Source organism: Pseudomonas eucalypticola, assembly GCF_013374995.1.
GTDB classification, from domain to species: domain Bacteria; phylum Pseudomonadota; class Gammaproteobacteria; order Pseudomonadales; family Pseudomonadaceae; genus Aquipseudomonas; species Aquipseudomonas eucalypticola.
The window spans coordinates 3,985,124-4,000,739 of sequence record NZ_CP056030.1 but is presented as its reverse complement, the minus strand read 5'-3'; the positions used below and the strand labels follow the sequence as shown (position 1 = coordinate 4,000,739).

Here is a 15,616-nt window from a genome sequence, read left to right as displayed (position 1 = left end):
GGCCTCAAGCGCGGGGGTCGAAGGCATCGCGCAATGCCTCGCCGATGAACACCAGCAACGACAGCACCAGTGCCAAGGTGAAGAAAGCCGTGAACCCCAGCCACGGCGCCTGCAGGTTTTCCTTGCCCTGGGCGATCAGTTCGCCCAGCGAGGCGCTGCCCGCTGGCATGCCGAAGCCCAGGAAGTCCAGGGCAGTCAAGGTGGAGATGGCGCCCGTGAGGATGAACGGCAAGTAGCTCAGGGTAGCGTTCATGGCATTGGGCAGGATATGCCGGCGGATGATCTTGCCGTCATTCAGGCCCAGGGCGCGGGCGGCCTTCACGTACTCCAGGTTGCGGCCGCGCAAGAATTCGGCGCGCACCACGTCCACCAGGGAGAGCCAGGAGAACAGTGCCATGATCCCCAGCAACCACCAGAAGTTCGGCTCCACGAAGCCCGACAGGATGATCAGCAGGTACAGCACCGGCAGCCCCGACCACACTTCCAGCAGGCGTTGGCCGAACAGGTCGACCCAGCCGCCGTAATAGCCCTGCAGCGCCCCGGCGACGATGCCGATCAACGAGCTGATCAAGGTCAGCGCCAGGGCGAACAGAATGGATACCCGCGCACCGTAGATCACCCGCGCCAGCACATCGCGGCCCTGGTCATCGGTGCCCAGCCAGTTGCTGGCGGTGGGCGGGCTGGGGGCCGGTTGGGTGAGGTCATAGTTGGGTGTGTCGGCACTGAACGGGATGGGGGCGAAATACATGCGCCCGCCGCCCTCGCTGATCAGTGTGCGCACATAGTCACTGCGGTAGTCGGGCTGGAACGGCAGCAGGCCACCGAACTCGGTCTCGGTGTAGCGCTTGAACGCGGGGAAGTACCACTGGCCGTGGTAGCTGACGGCCAGGGGTTTGTCGTTGGCGATCAGTTCGCCACCCAGGCTCAGGGCGAACAGCGCCAGGAACAGCCACAGCGACCACCAGCCTCGGCGGTTCTGGCGAAAGCGCTGCAAGCGCCGACGGGACACCGGTGACAGATGCTTCATCAGGCAGTCCTCGCGGCGAAGTCGATGCGCGGGTCCACCAGGGTGTAGCACAGGTCGCCCACCAGCTTTATCAGCAGGCCGAACAGGGTGAAGATGAACAGGGTGCCGAACACCACCGGGTAATCCCGGGCCACGGCGGCCTCATAGCTCAGGCGGCCGAGGCCGTCGAGGGAGAAGATCACCTCGATCAGCAAGGAACCGGCGAAGAACACGCTGATGAACGCCTGGGGCAGGCCGGCCACCACCAGCAGGATAGCGTTGCGAAACACGTGGCCGTACAGCACTCGCCGCTCACTGACGCCCTTGGCGCGCGCGGTCACCACGTACTGGCGGGTGATTTCGTTGAGGAACGAGTTCTTGGTCAGGATGGTGAGGGTGGCGAAGCCGCCGATCACCAGCGACAGTACCGGCAGCACCAGGTGCCAGAAGTAGTCGGCCACCTTGCCCAGGGGCGACAGCTGGGCGAAGTTTTCCGAGACCAGGCCGCGCACCGGGAACCAGTTCAGCTCGGTGCCGCCGGCGAACAGCACGATCAGCAGCATCGCGAACAGGAAGGCGGGCATGGCGTAGCCGATGACGATGGCGGTGCTGGTCCAGATATCGAAATGGCTACCGTGGTGCACCGCCTTGCGAATGCCCAGGGGGATGGACACCAGGTAGGTGATCAGCGTGGCCCAGAAGCCCAGCGACAGGGTCACCGGCATCTTGTCCAGGATCAGGTCGGTGACCTTGGCGCCACGGAAAAAGCTGTTGCCAAAGTCCAGGGTGGCGTAGTTTTTCAGCATCAGCCACAGGCGCTCGTGGGCCGGTTTATCGAAACCGTACTGGCGCTCGATGTCCTTGATCAGCTTGGGGTCCAGGCCGCGGCTGGCCCGCGAAGCGCCCTGGACCGAATCGCCACCACTGCCACCCACCGCGCCGCCGCCCAGGCCCTGCAGGCGGGCGATGGCCTGTTCCACGGGGCCGCCGGGGGCCGCCTGGACGATGACGAAATTGACCAGCAGGATAATCACCAGGGTCGGCACGATCAGCAGCAGGCGCCGCAGGGCATAGGCCAGCATCAATGGGCCTCCTTGGCGCGCAGGTCGGCCATCTGGGTATTGGTGAGCGGTGTGGGGCTGACCTGCCACCAGGTTTCAGGGGCCTCGTCGTTGGGCGCCGGGTGCGCGGGAATGCCAAAGCGGTTCCACCACACCGTTGAGGTGCCTGGCGGGTAATAGTTGGGAATCCAGTAGTAGTTCCACTGCAGCACCCGGTCCAGGGCGTGGGCGTATTCAGTCATGTCGGCCTTGGTGCGGGCGCTGACCAGGCCCTTGATCAGGCTGTCCACGGCAGGGTCCTTGAGCACCATGTAGTTGTTGGAACCACTGTCGGTGGCACTGGCCGAACCAAAATAGTTGTACAGCTCCATGCCCGGCGAGGCGGACACCGGGTAGCCGGTGATGATCATGTCGTAGTCGCGGGCCATCAGGCGGTTGATGTACTGGGAAGGGTCGATGCGGCGGATCTGCAGGTCGATGCCGATCTGCGCCAGGGTGCGCTTCCAGGGCAGAATGAGTTTCTCCAGGCCGGCCTGGCCGTTAAGGAAGGTGAAACTCAGGGGCTCGCCCGCGGCGTTCACCAGGCGGTCACCCTCCGGGCGCCAGCCAGCGTCCTTCAGCAGGGCCAGGGCCTGCAGCTGCTTGTCGCGGATGAACCCCGTGCCGTCGGTTCGCGGGGCTTCGAAGGCCGGGCCGAACACTTCGTCGGGCACCTTGCCGCGCAGGGGTTCGAGGATCTTCAGCTCCGCGGCATCCGGCGGCTGCCGGGCCGCCAGCGGGCTGTTGGCGAAGAAACTCTGCTGGCGGATATACAGGCTGCGCATCAGCTGGCGGTTGGTCCATTCGAAGTCCCACAGCAGGGCCAGGGCCTGGCGCACGCGACGGTCCTGGAACACCGGCCGTTGCAGGTTGAACACGAAACCCTGGGCTGCTTGCAGGCTTTGCGGGGCCAGGTGCGCGCGTTGCAGGCGACCGTCGTCCAGGGGCGGGCTGTTGTACTTGATGGTGTAGGCGGTGGCGGAGAATTCGCGGTTGTAGTCATAGGCGCCGCCCATCAGCACCTGGCGGGCGACTTCGGTATCGCCGAAGAACTCCACGCCGAACTGGTCGAAGTTGTACAGGCCGCGGGTCACGGGCAGGTCTCTGGCCCACCAGTTCCGGTCCCGCTGGAAGGTGATGCTGCGGCCGTTGTCCATTTTGCCCACGGTATAGGGGCCACTGCCGGGCGCCGCGTCGAAGCCACCGCCAGCGGCGAAGTCATGGTCTTTCCACCAGTGCTCGGGCAGCACCGGCAGCGAGGCCAGGTCCAGGGGCAGGCTGCGGTTGTCGGTGCTGCTGAAATCGAAGCGCACTTGCCGCGGGCCTTCCACCACTACCTGTTTCACGTCGGCGAACTGGGTGCGAAAGCGCAGGCTGCCCTGGGTCATGAACAGGTTGAAGGTGAACTTCACGTCGTCGGCGGTAATGGCGACGCCGTCGCTGAAGGTGGCCTTGGGGTTGAGGTAAAAGCGCAGGGACAGATGATCGTCGGCCAGTTCCATTTTCTGCGCGATCAGGCCATACACGGTGTAGGGTTCGTCCAGGGAGCGTAGCGCCAGCGGCGAATACAGCAAGCCGTCGACCTGGCTGACCCCCGTGCCCTTGTCTATATAAGGCAGCAAGTGGTCGAACTGGCCGATTTCCACCGCCGAGCGTCGCAGGCTGCCACCCTTGGGCGCCGCCGGGTTGACGTAGTCGAAATGGTCAAACGTGGCAGGGTACTTCGGCGGTTCGCCGTAAACTGTCAGGGCATGTTGCGCGGCCGCGACAGCGCTGGTGGGCAACAGCCAGTAGGCGGTCAGGAACAGAAGGGCGAAAACCGAGCGCATTGTCTGCCTTGTTGAAAGGGTGGGGTTGCAGGCGCATACAACCCTACCACCAACTGCGGCGCCGTTCACAAACAAAAAGGCCTGCGCGAGCGCAGGCCTTCTGTTGGTCGGGCAGGATCAGTCCTGGCGGCTGGTCACTTCCAGCAGGTGGTAGCCGAACTGGGTCTTGACCGGGCCTTGCACCACGTTGATCGGGGCGCTGAACACCACGGTGTCGAACTCCTTGACCATCTGGCCAGGGCCGAACGAACCCAGGTCGCCGCCTTGGCGGCTCGACGGGCAGCTGGAGTTGGCCTTGGCGACTTCAGCGAAGTCGGCGCCGCCTTCGATTTGTGCTTTCAGTTCGTTGCACTTGGCTTCCGAGGACACCAGGATGTGACGGGCAGTGGCTTTGGCCATGGGAAAGTACTCCAGAAAAACAGAAAGAAAGCAGCCTAACGCAAAATCGGCGTGGCGTCGCGTGCTTCAACCGGCAACCGTGACAGCGGACCGGCCGCGTCCCATACACCGCGCAGCAGCCGGCACGCCGCCGACACCGTCGACGCGCCCCGGGCCACTGCTGCAGCCATGGGTAGCCGGACTGTCAACCGCGCAGCGCGAACGCCGCGTCGCGCAACAGCGCTTCGGTATCCTCCCAGCCCAGGCAACCATCGGTCACCGATACCCCGTACCGCATGCCCGGGCCGATGGCCTGGCTGCCTTCGAACAGGTGGCTTTCCAGCATGGCCGCCACCAGTGAACGGTCCCCCAGCAGCCGCTGCTGCAACACGTCATTGAACACCTTGGGCTGGTTCAGCGGGTTCTTGCCGCTGTTGGCGTGGCTGCAATCGACCATGATGCGCGCCGAGACGCCGGCCTTGCCCAGTGCCTGGTGTACCTGGGCGACGCTGTCATGGTCGTAGTTGGGGCCGCGATGGCCGCCGCGCAGTACCAGGTGGGTGTCGGGGTTGCCAGCGGTTTCGATGATGGCCGGGTGGCCCTCGGCGGACACGCCGAAGTGGCGGTGCGGGTGGGCGGCGCTGCGCATGGCGTCACAGGCGATGGCCACGCCGCCGTCGGTGCCGTTCTTGAAACCTACCGGCATCTTCAGGCCGCTGGCCATTTCCCGGTGGATCTGCGATTCAGTGGTACGCGCCCCCACCGCGACCCAGCTCAGCAGGTCGTCCAGGTAGCCGGCCGCCATGGGCTGCAGCAATTCGGTGGCCAGGGGCAGGCCCATGTGCAGCATTTCCAGCATCAGTTGGCGGGACAGTTTCAGGCCGCCGACCATGTCGTCGCTACCGTCCATGCGGGGGTCGTAGGCCAGGCCTTTCCAACCCACGGTGGTGCGGGGCTTTTCCACGTAGGCGCGCATGACCAGCAGCAGTTGGTCCTGCACGTCGGTGGCCAGGGTCGCCAGGCGTTCAGCGTACTCCAGGGCAGAATCGGGGTCGTGCAGCGAGCAGGGGCCGACCACTACCAGCAGGCGTGGGTCACGGCCTTCGAGAATGGCGCGGATCGCGTTGCGATGGCCGCTGACCTGTTGGTTGAGTTCGCGGGCCAGGGGCAGTTGCTGCTTGAGTTCGACGGTGCTGGGCAAGCGCTGAAGGGCCGGCGCATTCGCGGCAGGGGCCAGGGGCAGGGCCTGGGCAGCGGTGGTGGCAAGGGGCAGGGCACTGATTGAGATGTTCATGAAGTATTTTCCCTGGGTTGGCGGCGCACCCTGTGCGCACGCGCAACCCTATCGCGATGTTCGACTATTGGTATGTGTTAGCGCATGGCCACCCAGGCACGACCGGTCGGAGGCGGCAAGCTGTCCCGAACGGAGGGTGGTAAATCGCCAGGCGGTGCAATAGTCGTAGCGGTAATAGGTGGCGTAGTTCATGGGGTCGATCCTCTGTGGCAAATGGCAAAAAGGGAAAACAGGTGGCGAAAAAAACAAAACCCCCGGTCGGGAGGCCGACCGGGGGTTTTGGAGTTTCTCAAACCGGGCGACCTTGGGTTCTGGCCGCCGGATAAGGGTATCAGGCGCGCCAGTGGCTAAACCAATACCCATAGTAATAATCTGCAACGACGGCAGCCGAACGCACAGCCGCAACCGCTACCGAGCGACGTGCGCTGGCAGTGTGCTGAGCCTGAGTGTGAAGGGCGTTGGACATGGATGTCTCCGTCAAGATGCGCCGAGCTTACTGCAGCGATTGCGCACTGTTCAAGTGTTATCTGCGGTTTTATGCCGCGGCCCTGTGAGTGATCGCTGTCAGGTTTGTGGCATCATTCATTTCATCATTTCGAGATCAGGACATCTCATGACCGCCCTGTGCATCGCCGCCGCCCAGACCTGCGCCATTGCCGGCGACCTGGCCGCCAATATCGCCCGCCACCTGCAGTTCATGGACCGTGCCGCGCACCATGGCGTGCAATGTCTGCTGTTCCCGGAGCTGTCGCTGACCGGTTACGAGCCCACCCTGGCGGCCGCGCTGGCGCAACCCGCCGCTACGCCGCTGCTGCAGCCGCTGCGCGATCGGGCGCGAACACTGGGCATGACGACGGTGGTCGGCTTGCCGTTGCGCGAATCCACCCAAACGGAAGTGCGGATAGGCGCGCTGGTACTGCACGCCAATGGCGACCAGACGGTCTATACCAAGCAACACCTGCACGGCGGTGAAGAGGTTTTTTTCGCCGCCGGCATCGGCGGTGCGCCCCTGCACCTGGGGGGCGAGCACATCGCCCTGGCGGTGTGCGCCGACTTCACTCGCCCCGAGCACGCGCGCCTGGCCCGTGAGGCGGGGGCCACTGTGTATGCCGCCAGCGTGCTCATAGGTGAGGCGGGCTACCCGGCCGACAGTCACATCCTTCAGGGCTATGCCCGCACCCATGGCATGGCCGTGCTGCTGGCCAACCACGGGGGGCCCACCGGCGGCTGGCAGGCGGCTGGACGCAGCGCGCTGTGGGATGCCCAGGGGCGCTTGGTGGTGGCGGTCAACGGGGCCGGTGAACAGCTGCTGGTAGCGCGGCGCACGGGCGAGGGCTGGCAGGCTCGGGTCGAAGGCCTGGTGGCCGAGGGAGGGGCGGATGCGGCTTGAATTGCGTGCCGCCACCGAGGGCGACCTGGATTTTTCCCGCAACCTGACGCGCCAGGCCATGCTGCCTTATTACGGCCGTTACAGCTTGTTGTGGCAAGAGGAGGCGTTCAACCAGGCGTGGCTGTGGCGGGACAATTTCATCATCCTGGCCGACGGCATTGCCCAGGGGTACTTCAGCCTCAGCATTGACCGGCAGGCGCTGTTCATCCGTGAACTGCACCTGCTGCCCGAGGCGCGCAACCGGGGTATCGGTGGCTGGGCACTGGACCGCATCATGGACCTGGCCCGCGAAAGGCGCCTGCCACGGGTGCGGCTGATGGTGTTCCAGTCCAACCCGGCACGCCACCTGTACGTGCGCAAGGGCTTTGCCGAAGTCGGTGAAGACGAGTGCTTCTGGCGCATGGAGCGCCTCAGCGCCGACTGATCGGCCGTGCGGTCAGCCTGTGGTGTAGTCGGGCACTATTCCTTCCTTCATCCCCAACAAGACGGCCACCTTGTGCGATTCCCCGCGGCGGCCTTTCTTGCGTCCCGACAGCACCTGGTAGGTGGTGGCGGGGTCCACGCCGTGTTCCCTGGCAAATTCTTGTACTGATTTTCCCTGCTGGTCGAGCCAGGCCCTGGCTTGTGCGGCAGTCCGTATACCGTGCATAGTTCAAGTCCGTTTTATTTGGTGTAATTGTGGTTAAAAATATCACCCGTATGGGTGATTAATAAGGGATTATACATTCAAATGACTGGAATCGGTTCGCGTTTACGGGAAGAACGGGACAGGCTCGGCCTGACTCAAAAAGAGTTCGGCGATATCGGCGGCGTCGAGCCCAACGCCCAGGGCAAGTATGAGAGTGGCGAGCGCACGCCCAAGGCCAATTACCTGGCCAAGGTCGCGACGCAGGGCGTGGATGTGCTGTATGTGCTGACCGGGGTGCGCACGCCGATACCCGCCGATCGCCTCAGTCAGGCCGAGGAGCATGTTCTGGGGCATTATCGTGTGCTGCCGCGGGAGGGCCAGGATGCCATCCGCCAGATGGCCAACAGCCTGGCCGAGATGGCAGCCAACTATTCCGCCCGGCCGCGACGAGGTTCGCCGCGCGCCAAATGATGGCAACGGACGCATGGCGTCATGTGCATGACGCTTTGCGCTAGGTTCCGGATCCGATTTTTTGCTAAGGTGGCTAACAATTCCTTCAAAGCCCAAGAACGAGGTGTCTGCTTGATTAGGGCCTAGTTGTCGATGATCATGATCTGGTACGTACAGGCATCACTCGGATGTTGGCCGACATCGACGGGCTGCAGGTCATCGGCCAGGCGGAATCGGGTGAAGACGCCCTGAAATTCACCAGCGACCTCAAGCCAGACGTGGTGCTCATGGACGTCAAGATGCCCGGCATCGGCGGCCTTGAGGCGACCCGCAAGTTGCTCAGCAGGCACCCGGACATCAAGGTGGTGGCCGTGACTGTCTGTGAGGAAGACCCGTTCCCCACCCGGTTGCTCCAGGCCGGTGCCGCTGGCTACCTGACCAAGGGGGCGGGGCTCGATGAAATGGTCCAGGCCATTCGCCTGGTGTTCGCCGGCCAGCGCTACATCAGCCCGCAGATCGCCCAGCAGCTGGCGCTCAAGTCGTTCCAGCCGCAGACCACGAACTCGCCGTTCGACCTGTTGTCCGAACGTGAGATCCAGATCGCGCTGATGATCGTCAACTGCCAGAAAGTGCAGATCATCTCCGACAAGCTATGCCTTTCACCCAAAACGGTGAATACTTACCGCTACCGCATCTTTGAAAAGTTGTCGATCGCCAGTGACGTCGAACTCACCTTGCTGGCCGTGCGACACGGTATGGTCGACGCCAGCCTTTGAACATGGAAACCCCCTTCGAACCTTCTGCCTTCCTGTCCACCTGCAGCGCCCGCCCGGGTGTCTACCGCATGTTCGACAGCGAGGCACGCCTGCTTTACGTCGGCAAGGCCAAGAACCTCAAGAAACGCCTGGCCAGCTATTTTCGCAAGACCGGCCTGGCGCCCAAGACCGCTGCGCTGGTCGGGCGAATCGCCCAGGTGGAAACCACCATCACCGGCAACGAAACCGAAGCGCTGCTGCTGGAGCAGACGCTCATCAAGGAATGGCGGCCGCCGTACAACATCCTGCTGCGCGACGACAAATCCTACCCCTACGTGTTCCTGTCCGACGGTGCGTTCCCACGGCTGAGCATTCATCGTGGGGCGAAGAAGGCCAAGGGCAAGTATTTCGGGCCGTACCCCAGTGCCGGCGCCATTCGCGAAAGCCTGAGCCTGCTGCAGAAGACGTTCTTCGTGCGCCAGTGCGAGGACAGCTACTACAGGAACCGCACCCGCCCGTGCCTGCAATACCAGATCAAGCGCTGCAAGGCGCCGTGCGTGGGCCTGGTGGAGCCGCAGGAATATGCCGAGGACGTGCGTCACTCCATCATGTTCCTGGAGGGGCGCAGCCACCAGCTCACCGATGAACTGTCGGCGAGCATGGAAAAAGCCGCCATGGGCCTGGATTTCGAGAACGCTGCGCTGTTGCGTGACCAGATCGCCTTGCTGCGCCGGGTGCAGGACCAGCAGAACATGGAAGGCGGCAGCGGCGATGTGGACGTGGTCGCCGCGTTCGTCAACCCGGGCGGCGCTTGCGTGCACCTGATCAGCGTGCGGGGCGGGCGGGTGCTGGGCAGCAAGAATTTCTTTCCCCAGGTGGGTATCGAGGAAGAGGTTGCCGAGGTCATGTCGGCGTTCCTGGCCCAGTATTACCTCACCAGCAGCGAGCGCGACCTGCCGGCGGAACTGATCGTCAACGTGGTGCCGGAGGATGTCGAGGCCCTGGTGGCCGCCATCGACACCCTGCGCGGCCGCGAGTTGAGCGTCAGCCACCGGGTGCGCGGTACCCGGGCACGCTGGCAACAACTGGCCGTCACCAATGCCGAGCAAGCCCTGGCTGCGCGGCTGGCCAACCGCCAACATGTGGCGGCGCGGTTCGAGGCCCTGGCCGATGTGCTCAACCTGGACGAGCCGCCTCAACGCCTGGAATGCTACGACATCAGTCACTCCAGCGGCGAGGCCACCGTGGCGTCCTGCGTGGTGTTCGGCCCCGAGGGGCCGATCAAGTCGGACTATCGCCGCTACAACATCGAGGGCGTCACCGCCGGCGACGACTACGCGGCCATGCACCAGGCCCTGACGCGGCGCTTCAGCCGTATCAAGGACGGCGAGGGCAAGCTGCCCGACGTGCTGCTGGTGGACGGCGGCAAGGGCCAGTTGAACATGGCCCGCGACGTGCTCCAGGAACTGGCGATCCCCGACCTGATCCTGCTGGGCGTGGCCAAGGGCACCACCCGCAAGGCCGGTTTCGAGACCCTGTACCTCAATGACGTGGCCCATGAGTTCACCCTCAAGGGCGATTCCCCCGCGTTGCACCTGATCCAGCAGATCCGCGACGAAGCTCACCGCTTTGCCATCACCGGCCACCGCGCCCGGCGTGGAAAAACCCGTCGCACCTCCACCCTGGAAGGGGTGGCGGGGGTAGGGCCCAAGCGTCGTCGTGATTTATTGAAACATTTTGGTGGCCTGCAAGAGCTGTCTCGTGCAAGCATCGACGAAATCGCCAAAGCCCCGGGGATCAGCAAAAAGCTCGCAGAGTCGATTTATGCGAACCTGCACAGCGAGTAGAATGCCCCACTCACCCAGCCGCCAGTTGTGCCGATGAATATCCCGAACCTGCTTACCGTTCTGCGCGTCCTGCTCATTCCGTTTTTCATCCTGCTGTTCTACCTCCCCTATACGTGGAGCTATGCGGCGGCCAGCACGGTCTTCGCCATCGCCGCAGCCACCGACTGGCTGGACGGCTATTTGGCCCGGCGCCTGGAGCAGAGCACACCCTTCGGCGCCTTCCTGGACCCGGTGGCCGACAAGCTGATGGTAGCCGTGGCCCTGGTGCTGCTGGTGCAGGAGCACCATAACGTCTGGCTGACCCTGCCTGCGGCAGTGATCATCGGCCGGGAAATCGTCGTCTCTGCCTTGCGCGAGTGGATGGCCGAAATCGGTGCGCGTGCCCATGTGGCCGTGTCCAGCATGGGCAAGTGGAAAACCGCGGCGCAAATGCTCGCCCTGGTGATCCTGCTGGGCAACCCCGCGCAGATCGACGCCTGGGTGCTGCTGGGCTACACCTTGCTGATGGTCGCGGCTGGCCTGACGCTGTGGTCCATGGCCCACTACCTGCGTGCCGCCTGGCCGCACCTGAACAGCCAAACTGAAAATAAATAAAACTTTTTTGAATCAAGGGGTTGACGGCGATTTTTAAATCGCTAGAATGGCGCCCATCAACACGACGCGGGAATAGCTCAGTTGGTAGAGCACGACCTTGCCAAGGTCGGGGTCGCGAGTTCGAGTCTCGTTTCCCGCTCCAGTTTTTATGTGGAGCAGCGGTTGTAAGTTGCTGTACATTTGAGGCCGAGTAGCAAAGTGGTTATGCTCCGGATTGCAAATCCGTCTACGCCGGTTCGATTCCGACCTCGGCCTCCATTATAACGAAGCCCTGTAGATCACTGATCTACAGGGCTTTTTTATTTCCAGGCAATGAAATATTTTGTCTGGGAAAGTGCCTGAACGTTGTTGCTTGTTCAGGGACGGGTGTATATATTCATCGGCTCGCTGTTGGTGCGCTAAAACGGTTTAAACGTTATTAGGGTTCCGTATGAAGGCGGGGCAGGGGTGTAAGATCCCTCGCACTCAGGCTGTATCGCGCTACCGCCCGGATGGCGAAATTGGTAGACGCATGGGACTTAAAATCCCCCGTTCGTAAGGACGTGCCGGTTCGACCCCGGCTCCGGGCACCAAACAAATCAAGGGCTTGCCAGACGTTACCGTCGGCAGGCCCTTTTTGTTTTTTCCGCTACGCGCAAGTCCCCCCCGCGCCGTGATAAATTCTGAACCAGCGCCCTCTGTTCTGTGCCTAACGCCTGCCAGTCCCAATCATGTGGGCTGAGGAGAGTCGGCCATGTACAGAGTGACGTCAGAGCAACAAAAAGTGGCGATGCTGGCCATCATTCAGCAGCTCAAGGCCCAGGGCATCGACCTGGGCACAGTGGCCGAGGCCGCCAAGCTGGGGATACTGGGCAGCCCGGAGCTGTGTACGCACCCGGCTCAATTCCGCGTGCAGTGTGCCTCGGCGGTCGATGAACTGATTGCCGCCGCGCTGGGCGCAGGCCCTGAGGAGCATCGCGAGCGCTAGCGGCGTCAGTGGGTGCCAGGGAATTGATTCACGTCATGAGGCCATGGCCATTTCCCGGCTACCCTCTTTGTAGTAAAAATAACGTTCCCCTGCCGCCTGTCGCGCGGAACCTTGCGTTTCAAGGACTGAAACCATGACCTCACCCAGAATCCTGGCCAGCACGCTGTTTCTCGCTACCGCGGTGGTAGCGCTATCTGGCCACGCCGCCACGTTGGAACGCCCTTCGACAAACGAGGGCTACCATGAGATTTCCATTTTCGACATTCCCTTCAAGGACCAGGACCGCCTGGAAGACGCCATGACCAGCGCCCATTTGCTGCGGGCCAGCACTGGGCCGGCGGCGGGGCCTTCGGCTGAAGAACGGGCACAGATCGAGCGCAGGCTGCGTGAGCGGCGCAAGCCCAGTACTTATGTCGAAACCGTCGACAATGCCAGCATGGTGTCGCGCCTGGTGCAGGTGCAGCGTGAGCGCCCGGCGCGCAAGCTGGCGAGCCCGCAGGGCATGTACGACGCGCCACGACTGAGCCAGACGCGTCAATGCGAAGTGCAGGTGTCCTACCGAATGGGGGTGTACACTGAGAACGGGCTCAATGGCTTGCGCCGTTACCTGCATTGCCCCGACGGTGATCTGCTGTTGCAGGACATGGTGCTCAAGGGGGTGGCGGTGACGACCATCAAGGAACTGGCCAATGTCGACCTGGCCGGGCACCGGGGCATGATGTACGGCATGCGTGATGCCAGCGGCAACAGCTACACACGGCTGACCTGGGTGTCCAACAACACCCACCACCTGGCAGACAAGGCTGGCACCACGCCCCAGGTGCGCAACTGGCTGCTGGGTTACGGCAGGGAACTGGTCGCGCAGGGGCGCTGAGGCGCCAAGCCGCCGTGCATCTGGCCCCGCCCGAGCTTCGTCTGGTCCTGCAGGGGCTACTTCGCCATCGCCGGCTACCGGCCTGGTGCCATGTAAAAGCCACTTTTTTTGCAGTTGCAGCGATAGAATTTGATATCGTGCTGTCTGAGTCGTGAGTGTCTGTTTAACAACAAGCGGATGACCACGATACGTGCCCGTTCCAGCGCAGAGAACGGGGCACGCACAAGGAGATCTTCTTTGACATCCGGCGACATTTCAGCGGCTTTGGCTCAGGCCACCGCCAATTGCGCGAAAGAGCCCATTCATTTGCCTGGCAGCATTCAGCCCCACGGTTTCATGCTGGTTCTGGACCCCGACAGTCTGGCGGTGCTGCAGGCCAGTGAGAACATTCACCGCTGGCTTGGCGAGGCGGCGCTACAGTGGCTGGGGCGACGCCTGCCGGAGCTGCTGCTGGGCGGCGATCAGGTGGCGCGGCTGTTGGCCGAGCGCACCAGCGACGAACACAAGCCCATGCATGTGGCGGATGTGCGCTTCGCCGTAGGCAACTATCAGGGCCCGCCCATCGCGCTGATGGTGCACCGTTTCGACGGTGTGCTGATTGCCGAGTTCGAGCCCGCCAGCGATGTGCTGACCGCCTACGCCAACCTTTACCCTTTGGTGCGTACCTTCATCGGCCAACTGCAAGGTGCCGAAAGCATTGAACAGGTCTGCGCCCAGGCGGTGGCAGAGGTGAAGCGCATCACAGGCTTCGGCCGCGTCAAGGCTTACCGCTTCGACGAAGCCGGTGATGGCCTGGTATTGGCCGAACTGGCCGACCCGGGTTACCCCAGCTACCTGGGCCTGTGCTTTCCTGCGGCAGACATTCCGCCCCAGGCGCGCGCACTGTACTGCGCCAACCGCATCCGTGTGATCGAGGATGCCAACTACGTGCCCGCGGCTCTGGTGCCCGCTCTCAACCCCTTGACCGAGCGGCCGCTAGACCTTAGTCACGCGGCGTTGCGCAGCGTCTCGCCGGTTCATCTGCAATACATGCGCAACATGCGCACCTTGGCGTCCATGTCGATTTCCATTGTGGTCGGTGGGCGGCTGTGGGGCTTGATCTCCTGTCACCATGCCGAACCCAAGGCGGTGCGGTTCCAGAGCCGCACGGCGTGCGAGCTGCTGGGCAGCGTGCTGTCGTTGCAAATCGAGTCGATGGAGTTGCACGTGCGCAATCAGCGCTTGCTGGGCGTGCGCCAGCAGATCGTGCAACTGCTGTCGGCCATGGCCGACCGTGACAGCGTGCGTGACGGTGCGTTGGCCCTGAGCGATACCTTGCTCGGCTTTGCCCGTGCCCAGGGCGCGGCGATCATTACCGCCTCCAGCTGCGACCTGGTCGGCCAGACCCCCGATGAAGCCCAGGTGCAGGCCCTGACCGAATGGCTGGCCGAGCGCGGTGGCCATGAAGTCTTTCACAGCGACAATGTAGGCCGCGATATTCCGTCGTTGCCTGGCCTGGCTGCCCAGGTGGGTGGCGTGCTGGCCGTGGCCATCTCGGAAATCCACTCCCACTACCTGATCTGGTTCAAGCCCGAGCAGGCCCGCAGTGTGAACTGGGCGGGCAAGCCGGAAAAAAGCATCAGTGACAGCGGCGCGCTCAACCCACGCCACAGTTTCGACAGCTGGCAGGAAACCGTCAAAGGCTATTCCAGCCCTTGGGACCCGTTGGAAATCGAAGGGGTGGCCGAGCTGCGCACCGCGGTGCTCGGCATCGTGTTGCGCAAGGCCGAGGAGCTGGCGCAGCTGGCGGGCGAACTCAAGCGCTCCAACAAGGAGCTCGAAGCTTTCTCCTACAGCGTGTCTCACGACCTGCGGGCACCGTTGCGGCATATTGCCGGCTATGCCGAGCTATTGGGCGACTTCGAGGGCGAGAAGCTATCGGAGCGTGGCCAACGCTTCCTCGACCACATCGGCGAGTCGGCGCGATTCGCCGGCAGCCTGGTGGACAACCTGCTGAGCTTCTCGCAGATGGGCCGTTCCGCCCTGCGCTTGTCCGATGTCGACCTGGGCGCGCTGGTGGACGCCATCCGTCAGGAAATGATCCCTGACTACGAAGGCCGCGATGTGCAGTGGCACGTCCAGGCGCTGCCCCGGGTGCTGGCCGATGCCGCGTTCCTGCATCTTGCCCTGCGCAACCTGATTTCCAATGCCCTCAAATACAGTCGGGACAGCGACCCTGCGGTGATCGAGATAGGCGCCACTGAGCAAAATGGCGAAACCGTGGTCTATGTTCGTGACAACGGCGTCGGCTTTGACATGCAGTACGTGGACAAGCTGTTCGGCGTGTTTCAACGCTTGCATCGCATGGAAGAATTCGAAGGTACCGGCATTGGCTTGGCCAGCGTCCGGCGTATCATTGAACGCCATGACGGCCGTGTGTGGGCCCAGGGTGCCCTGGGCGAAGGGGCGACCTTCAGTTTCGCCTTGCCCCACCACCCGGCCCGCAATTCCGCATGATTTTACCG

At 63.2% G+C, this 15,616-nt stretch carries 15 protein-coding genes and 3 tRNA genes; 12 read left to right on the top strand and 6 right to left on the bottom strand.

Annotation, left to right across the window (positions count from 1 at the left end; translation table 11 throughout):
- Positions 1-4: 4 nt before the first annotated feature.
- The 5 genes from HWQ56_RS17655 to HWQ56_RS17635 form a co-directional block, all read right to left on the bottom strand.
- Positions 5-1,027, bottom strand: coding sequence for an ABC transporter permease (locus HWQ56_RS17655; RefSeq protein ID WP_176571315.1), 1,023 nt, complete (start codon positions 1,025-1,027; stop codon positions 5-7).
- Entirely contained in the window at positions 1,027-2,088 is a 1,062-nt protein-coding gene (locus tag HWQ56_RS17650) for a microcin C ABC transporter permease YejB (protein ID WP_176571314.1), read from the bottom strand. Before HWQ56_RS17650 ends, HWQ56_RS17655 begins: the two co-directional genes overlap by 1 nt.
- Positions 2,088-3,935 carry an extracellular solute-binding protein gene (locus HWQ56_RS17645; protein ID WP_176571313.1) on the bottom strand — a complete coding sequence of 616 codons (1,848 nt, stop codon included), beginning with the start codon at positions 3,933-3,935 and terminating at the stop codon, positions 2,088-2,090. The genes HWQ56_RS17650 and HWQ56_RS17645 overlap by 1 nt, the downstream gene beginning before the upstream one ends.
- A 117-nt stretch (positions 3,936-4,052) precedes the next feature.
- Entirely contained in the window at positions 4,053-4,334 is a 282-nt protein-coding gene (locus HWQ56_RS17640; protein ID WP_048370005.1) for a peptidylprolyl isomerase, read from the bottom strand.
- 184 nt (positions 4,335-4,518) lie between these two features.
- Positions 4,519-5,607, bottom strand: coding sequence for a 3-deoxy-7-phosphoheptulonate synthase (locus HWQ56_RS17635; RefSeq protein ID WP_158157153.1), 1,089 nt, complete (start codon positions 5,605-5,607; stop codon positions 4,519-4,521).
- Positions 5,608-6,220: 613 nt separating this feature from the next.
- Here HWQ56_RS17635 and HWQ56_RS17630 point away from each other — a divergent pair.
- Together HWQ56_RS17630 and HWQ56_RS17625 are read left to right on the top strand one after the other, a co-directional pair.
- Positions 6,221-6,997 (top strand): carbon-nitrogen hydrolase family protein, encoded by a 777-nt coding sequence (locus HWQ56_RS17630; protein WP_176571312.1) that lies wholly within the window; start codon positions 6,221-6,223, stop codon positions 6,995-6,997.
- Positions 6,987-7,421, top strand: a complete 435-nt coding sequence (locus tag HWQ56_RS17625) for a GNAT family N-acetyltransferase (protein ID WP_176571311.1) — start codon at positions 6,987-6,989, stop codon at positions 7,419-7,421. The genes HWQ56_RS17630 and HWQ56_RS17625 overlap by 11 nt, the downstream gene beginning before the upstream one ends.
- A 12-nt stretch (positions 7,422-7,433) precedes the next feature.
- On the opposite strand, the gene HWQ56_RS17620 is transcribed toward HWQ56_RS17625, so the two are convergent.
- Positions 7,434-7,646 (bottom strand): DNA-binding protein, encoded by a 213-nt coding sequence (locus tag HWQ56_RS17620; protein WP_158157159.1) that lies wholly within the window; start codon positions 7,644-7,646, stop codon positions 7,434-7,436.
- Between the two features lie 81 nt (positions 7,647-7,727).
- On the opposite strand from HWQ56_RS17620, the gene HWQ56_RS17615 reads away from it, so the two are divergent.
- The 10 genes from HWQ56_RS17615 to HWQ56_RS17570 all read left to right on the top strand — a co-directional run bounded on the left by HWQ56_RS17615 (position 7,728) and on the right by HWQ56_RS17570 (position 15,608).
- Positions 7,728-8,096, top strand: a complete 369-nt coding sequence (locus tag HWQ56_RS17615; protein ID WP_158157162.1) for a helix-turn-helix domain-containing protein — start codon at positions 7,728-7,730, stop codon at positions 8,094-8,096.
- A 167-nt stretch (positions 8,097-8,263) separates the two neighbouring features.
- The gene (gene gacA, locus HWQ56_RS17610) at positions 8,264-8,851 is read left to right on the top strand and encodes a response regulator transcription factor GacA (protein WP_176571310.1); all 588 of its coding nucleotides are present in this window, start codon (positions 8,264-8,266) and stop codon (positions 8,849-8,851) included.
- Positions 8,852-8,853: 2 nt separating this feature from the next.
- Positions 8,854-10,677, top strand: a complete 1,824-nt coding sequence (uvrC, locus tag HWQ56_RS17605) for an excinuclease ABC subunit UvrC (RefSeq protein WP_176571309.1) — start codon at positions 8,854-8,856, stop codon at positions 10,675-10,677.
- 33 nt (positions 10,678-10,710) lie between these two features.
- On the top strand, positions 10,711-11,271 hold the full coding sequence (gene pgsA, locus HWQ56_RS17600; RefSeq protein WP_158158999.1) for a CDP-diacylglycerol--glycerol-3-phosphate 3-phosphatidyltransferase: 561 nt from the start codon (positions 10,711-10,713) through the stop codon (positions 11,269-11,271).
- Between the two features lie 66 nt (positions 11,272-11,337).
- Positions 11,338-11,413 (top strand) — tRNA-Gly (locus HWQ56_RS17595).
- A 42-nt stretch (positions 11,414-11,455) separates the two neighbouring features.
- A tRNA-Cys gene (locus tag HWQ56_RS17590) sits at positions 11,456-11,529 on the top strand.
- A gap of 227 nt (positions 11,530-11,756) precedes the next feature.
- Positions 11,757-11,843, top strand: a tRNA-Leu gene (locus HWQ56_RS17585).
- Positions 11,844-12,004: 161 nt separating this feature from the next.
- Positions 12,005-12,238 carry a hypothetical protein gene (locus tag HWQ56_RS17580; RefSeq protein WP_158158473.1) on the top strand — a complete coding sequence of 78 codons (234 nt, stop codon included), beginning with the start codon at positions 12,005-12,007 and terminating at the stop codon, positions 12,236-12,238.
- Positions 12,239-12,371: 133 nt separating this feature from the next.
- On the top strand, positions 12,372-13,112 hold the full coding sequence (locus HWQ56_RS17575) for a hypothetical protein (RefSeq protein ID WP_176571308.1): 741 nt from the start codon (positions 12,372-12,374) through the stop codon (positions 13,110-13,112).
- Between the two features lie 177 nt (positions 13,113-13,289).
- Positions 13,290-15,608 (top strand): ATP-binding protein, encoded by a 2,319-nt coding sequence (locus HWQ56_RS17570; RefSeq protein ID WP_176571307.1) that lies wholly within the window; start codon positions 13,290-13,292, stop codon positions 15,606-15,608.
- Positions 15,609-15,616: the final 8 nt, after the last annotated feature.

What these genes read in the sequence shown, in the direction of transcription:
- HWQ56_RS17620 (WP_158157159.1), bottom strand. Translation starts at nt 7,646, where the DNA reads ATGCACGGTATACGGACTGCCGCACAAGCCAGGGCCTGGCTCGACCAG.
- HWQ56_RS17640 (WP_048370005.1), bottom strand. Translation starts at nt 4,334, where the DNA reads ATGGCCAAAGCCACTGCCCGTCACATCCTGGTGTCCTCGGAAGCCAAG.
- HWQ56_RS17630 (WP_176571312.1), top strand. Translation starts at nt 6,221, where the DNA reads ATGACCGCCCTGTGCATCGCCGCCGCCCAGACCTGCGCCATTGCCGGC.
- pgsA (WP_158158999.1), top strand. Translation starts at nt 10,711, where the DNA reads ATGAATATCCCGAACCTGCTTACCGTTCTGCGCGTCCTGCTCATTCCG.
- gacA (WP_176571310.1), top strand. Translation starts at nt 8,264, where the DNA reads ATGTTGGCCGACATCGACGGGCTGCAGGTCATCGGCCAGGCGGAATCG.
- HWQ56_RS17580 (WP_158158473.1), top strand. Translation starts at nt 12,005, where the DNA reads ATGTACAGAGTGACGTCAGAGCAACAAAAAGTGGCGATGCTGGCCATC.
- HWQ56_RS17615 (WP_158157162.1), top strand. Translation starts at nt 7,728, where the DNA reads ATGACTGGAATCGGTTCGCGTTTACGGGAAGAACGGGACAGGCTCGGC.
- HWQ56_RS17570 (WP_176571307.1), top strand. Translation starts at nt 13,290, where the DNA reads ATGACCACGATACGTGCCCGTTCCAGCGCAGAGAACGGGGCACGCACA.
- HWQ56_RS17575 (WP_176571308.1), top strand. Translation starts at nt 12,372, where the DNA reads ATGACCTCACCCAGAATCCTGGCCAGCACGCTGTTTCTCGCTACCGCG.
- HWQ56_RS17655 (WP_176571315.1), bottom strand. Translation starts at nt 1,027, where the DNA reads ATGAAGCATCTGTCACCGGTGTCCCGTCGGCGCTTGCAGCGCTTTCGC.
- HWQ56_RS17625 (WP_176571311.1), top strand. Translation starts at nt 6,987, where the DNA reads ATGCGGCTTGAATTGCGTGCCGCCACCGAGGGCGACCTGGATTTTTCC.
- HWQ56_RS17635 (WP_158157153.1), bottom strand. Translation starts at nt 5,607, where the DNA reads ATGAACATCTCAATCAGTGCCCTGCCCCTTGCCACCACCGCTGCCCAG.
- uvrC (WP_176571309.1), top strand. Translation starts at nt 8,854, where the DNA reads ATGGAAACCCCCTTCGAACCTTCTGCCTTCCTGTCCACCTGCAGCGCC.
- HWQ56_RS17650 (WP_176571314.1), bottom strand. Translation starts at nt 2,088, where the DNA reads ATGCTGGCCTATGCCCTGCGGCGCCTGCTGCTGATCGTGCCGACCCTG.
- HWQ56_RS17645 (WP_176571313.1), bottom strand. Translation starts at nt 3,935, where the DNA reads ATGCGCTCGGTTTTCGCCCTTCTGTTCCTGACCGCCTACTGGCTGTTG.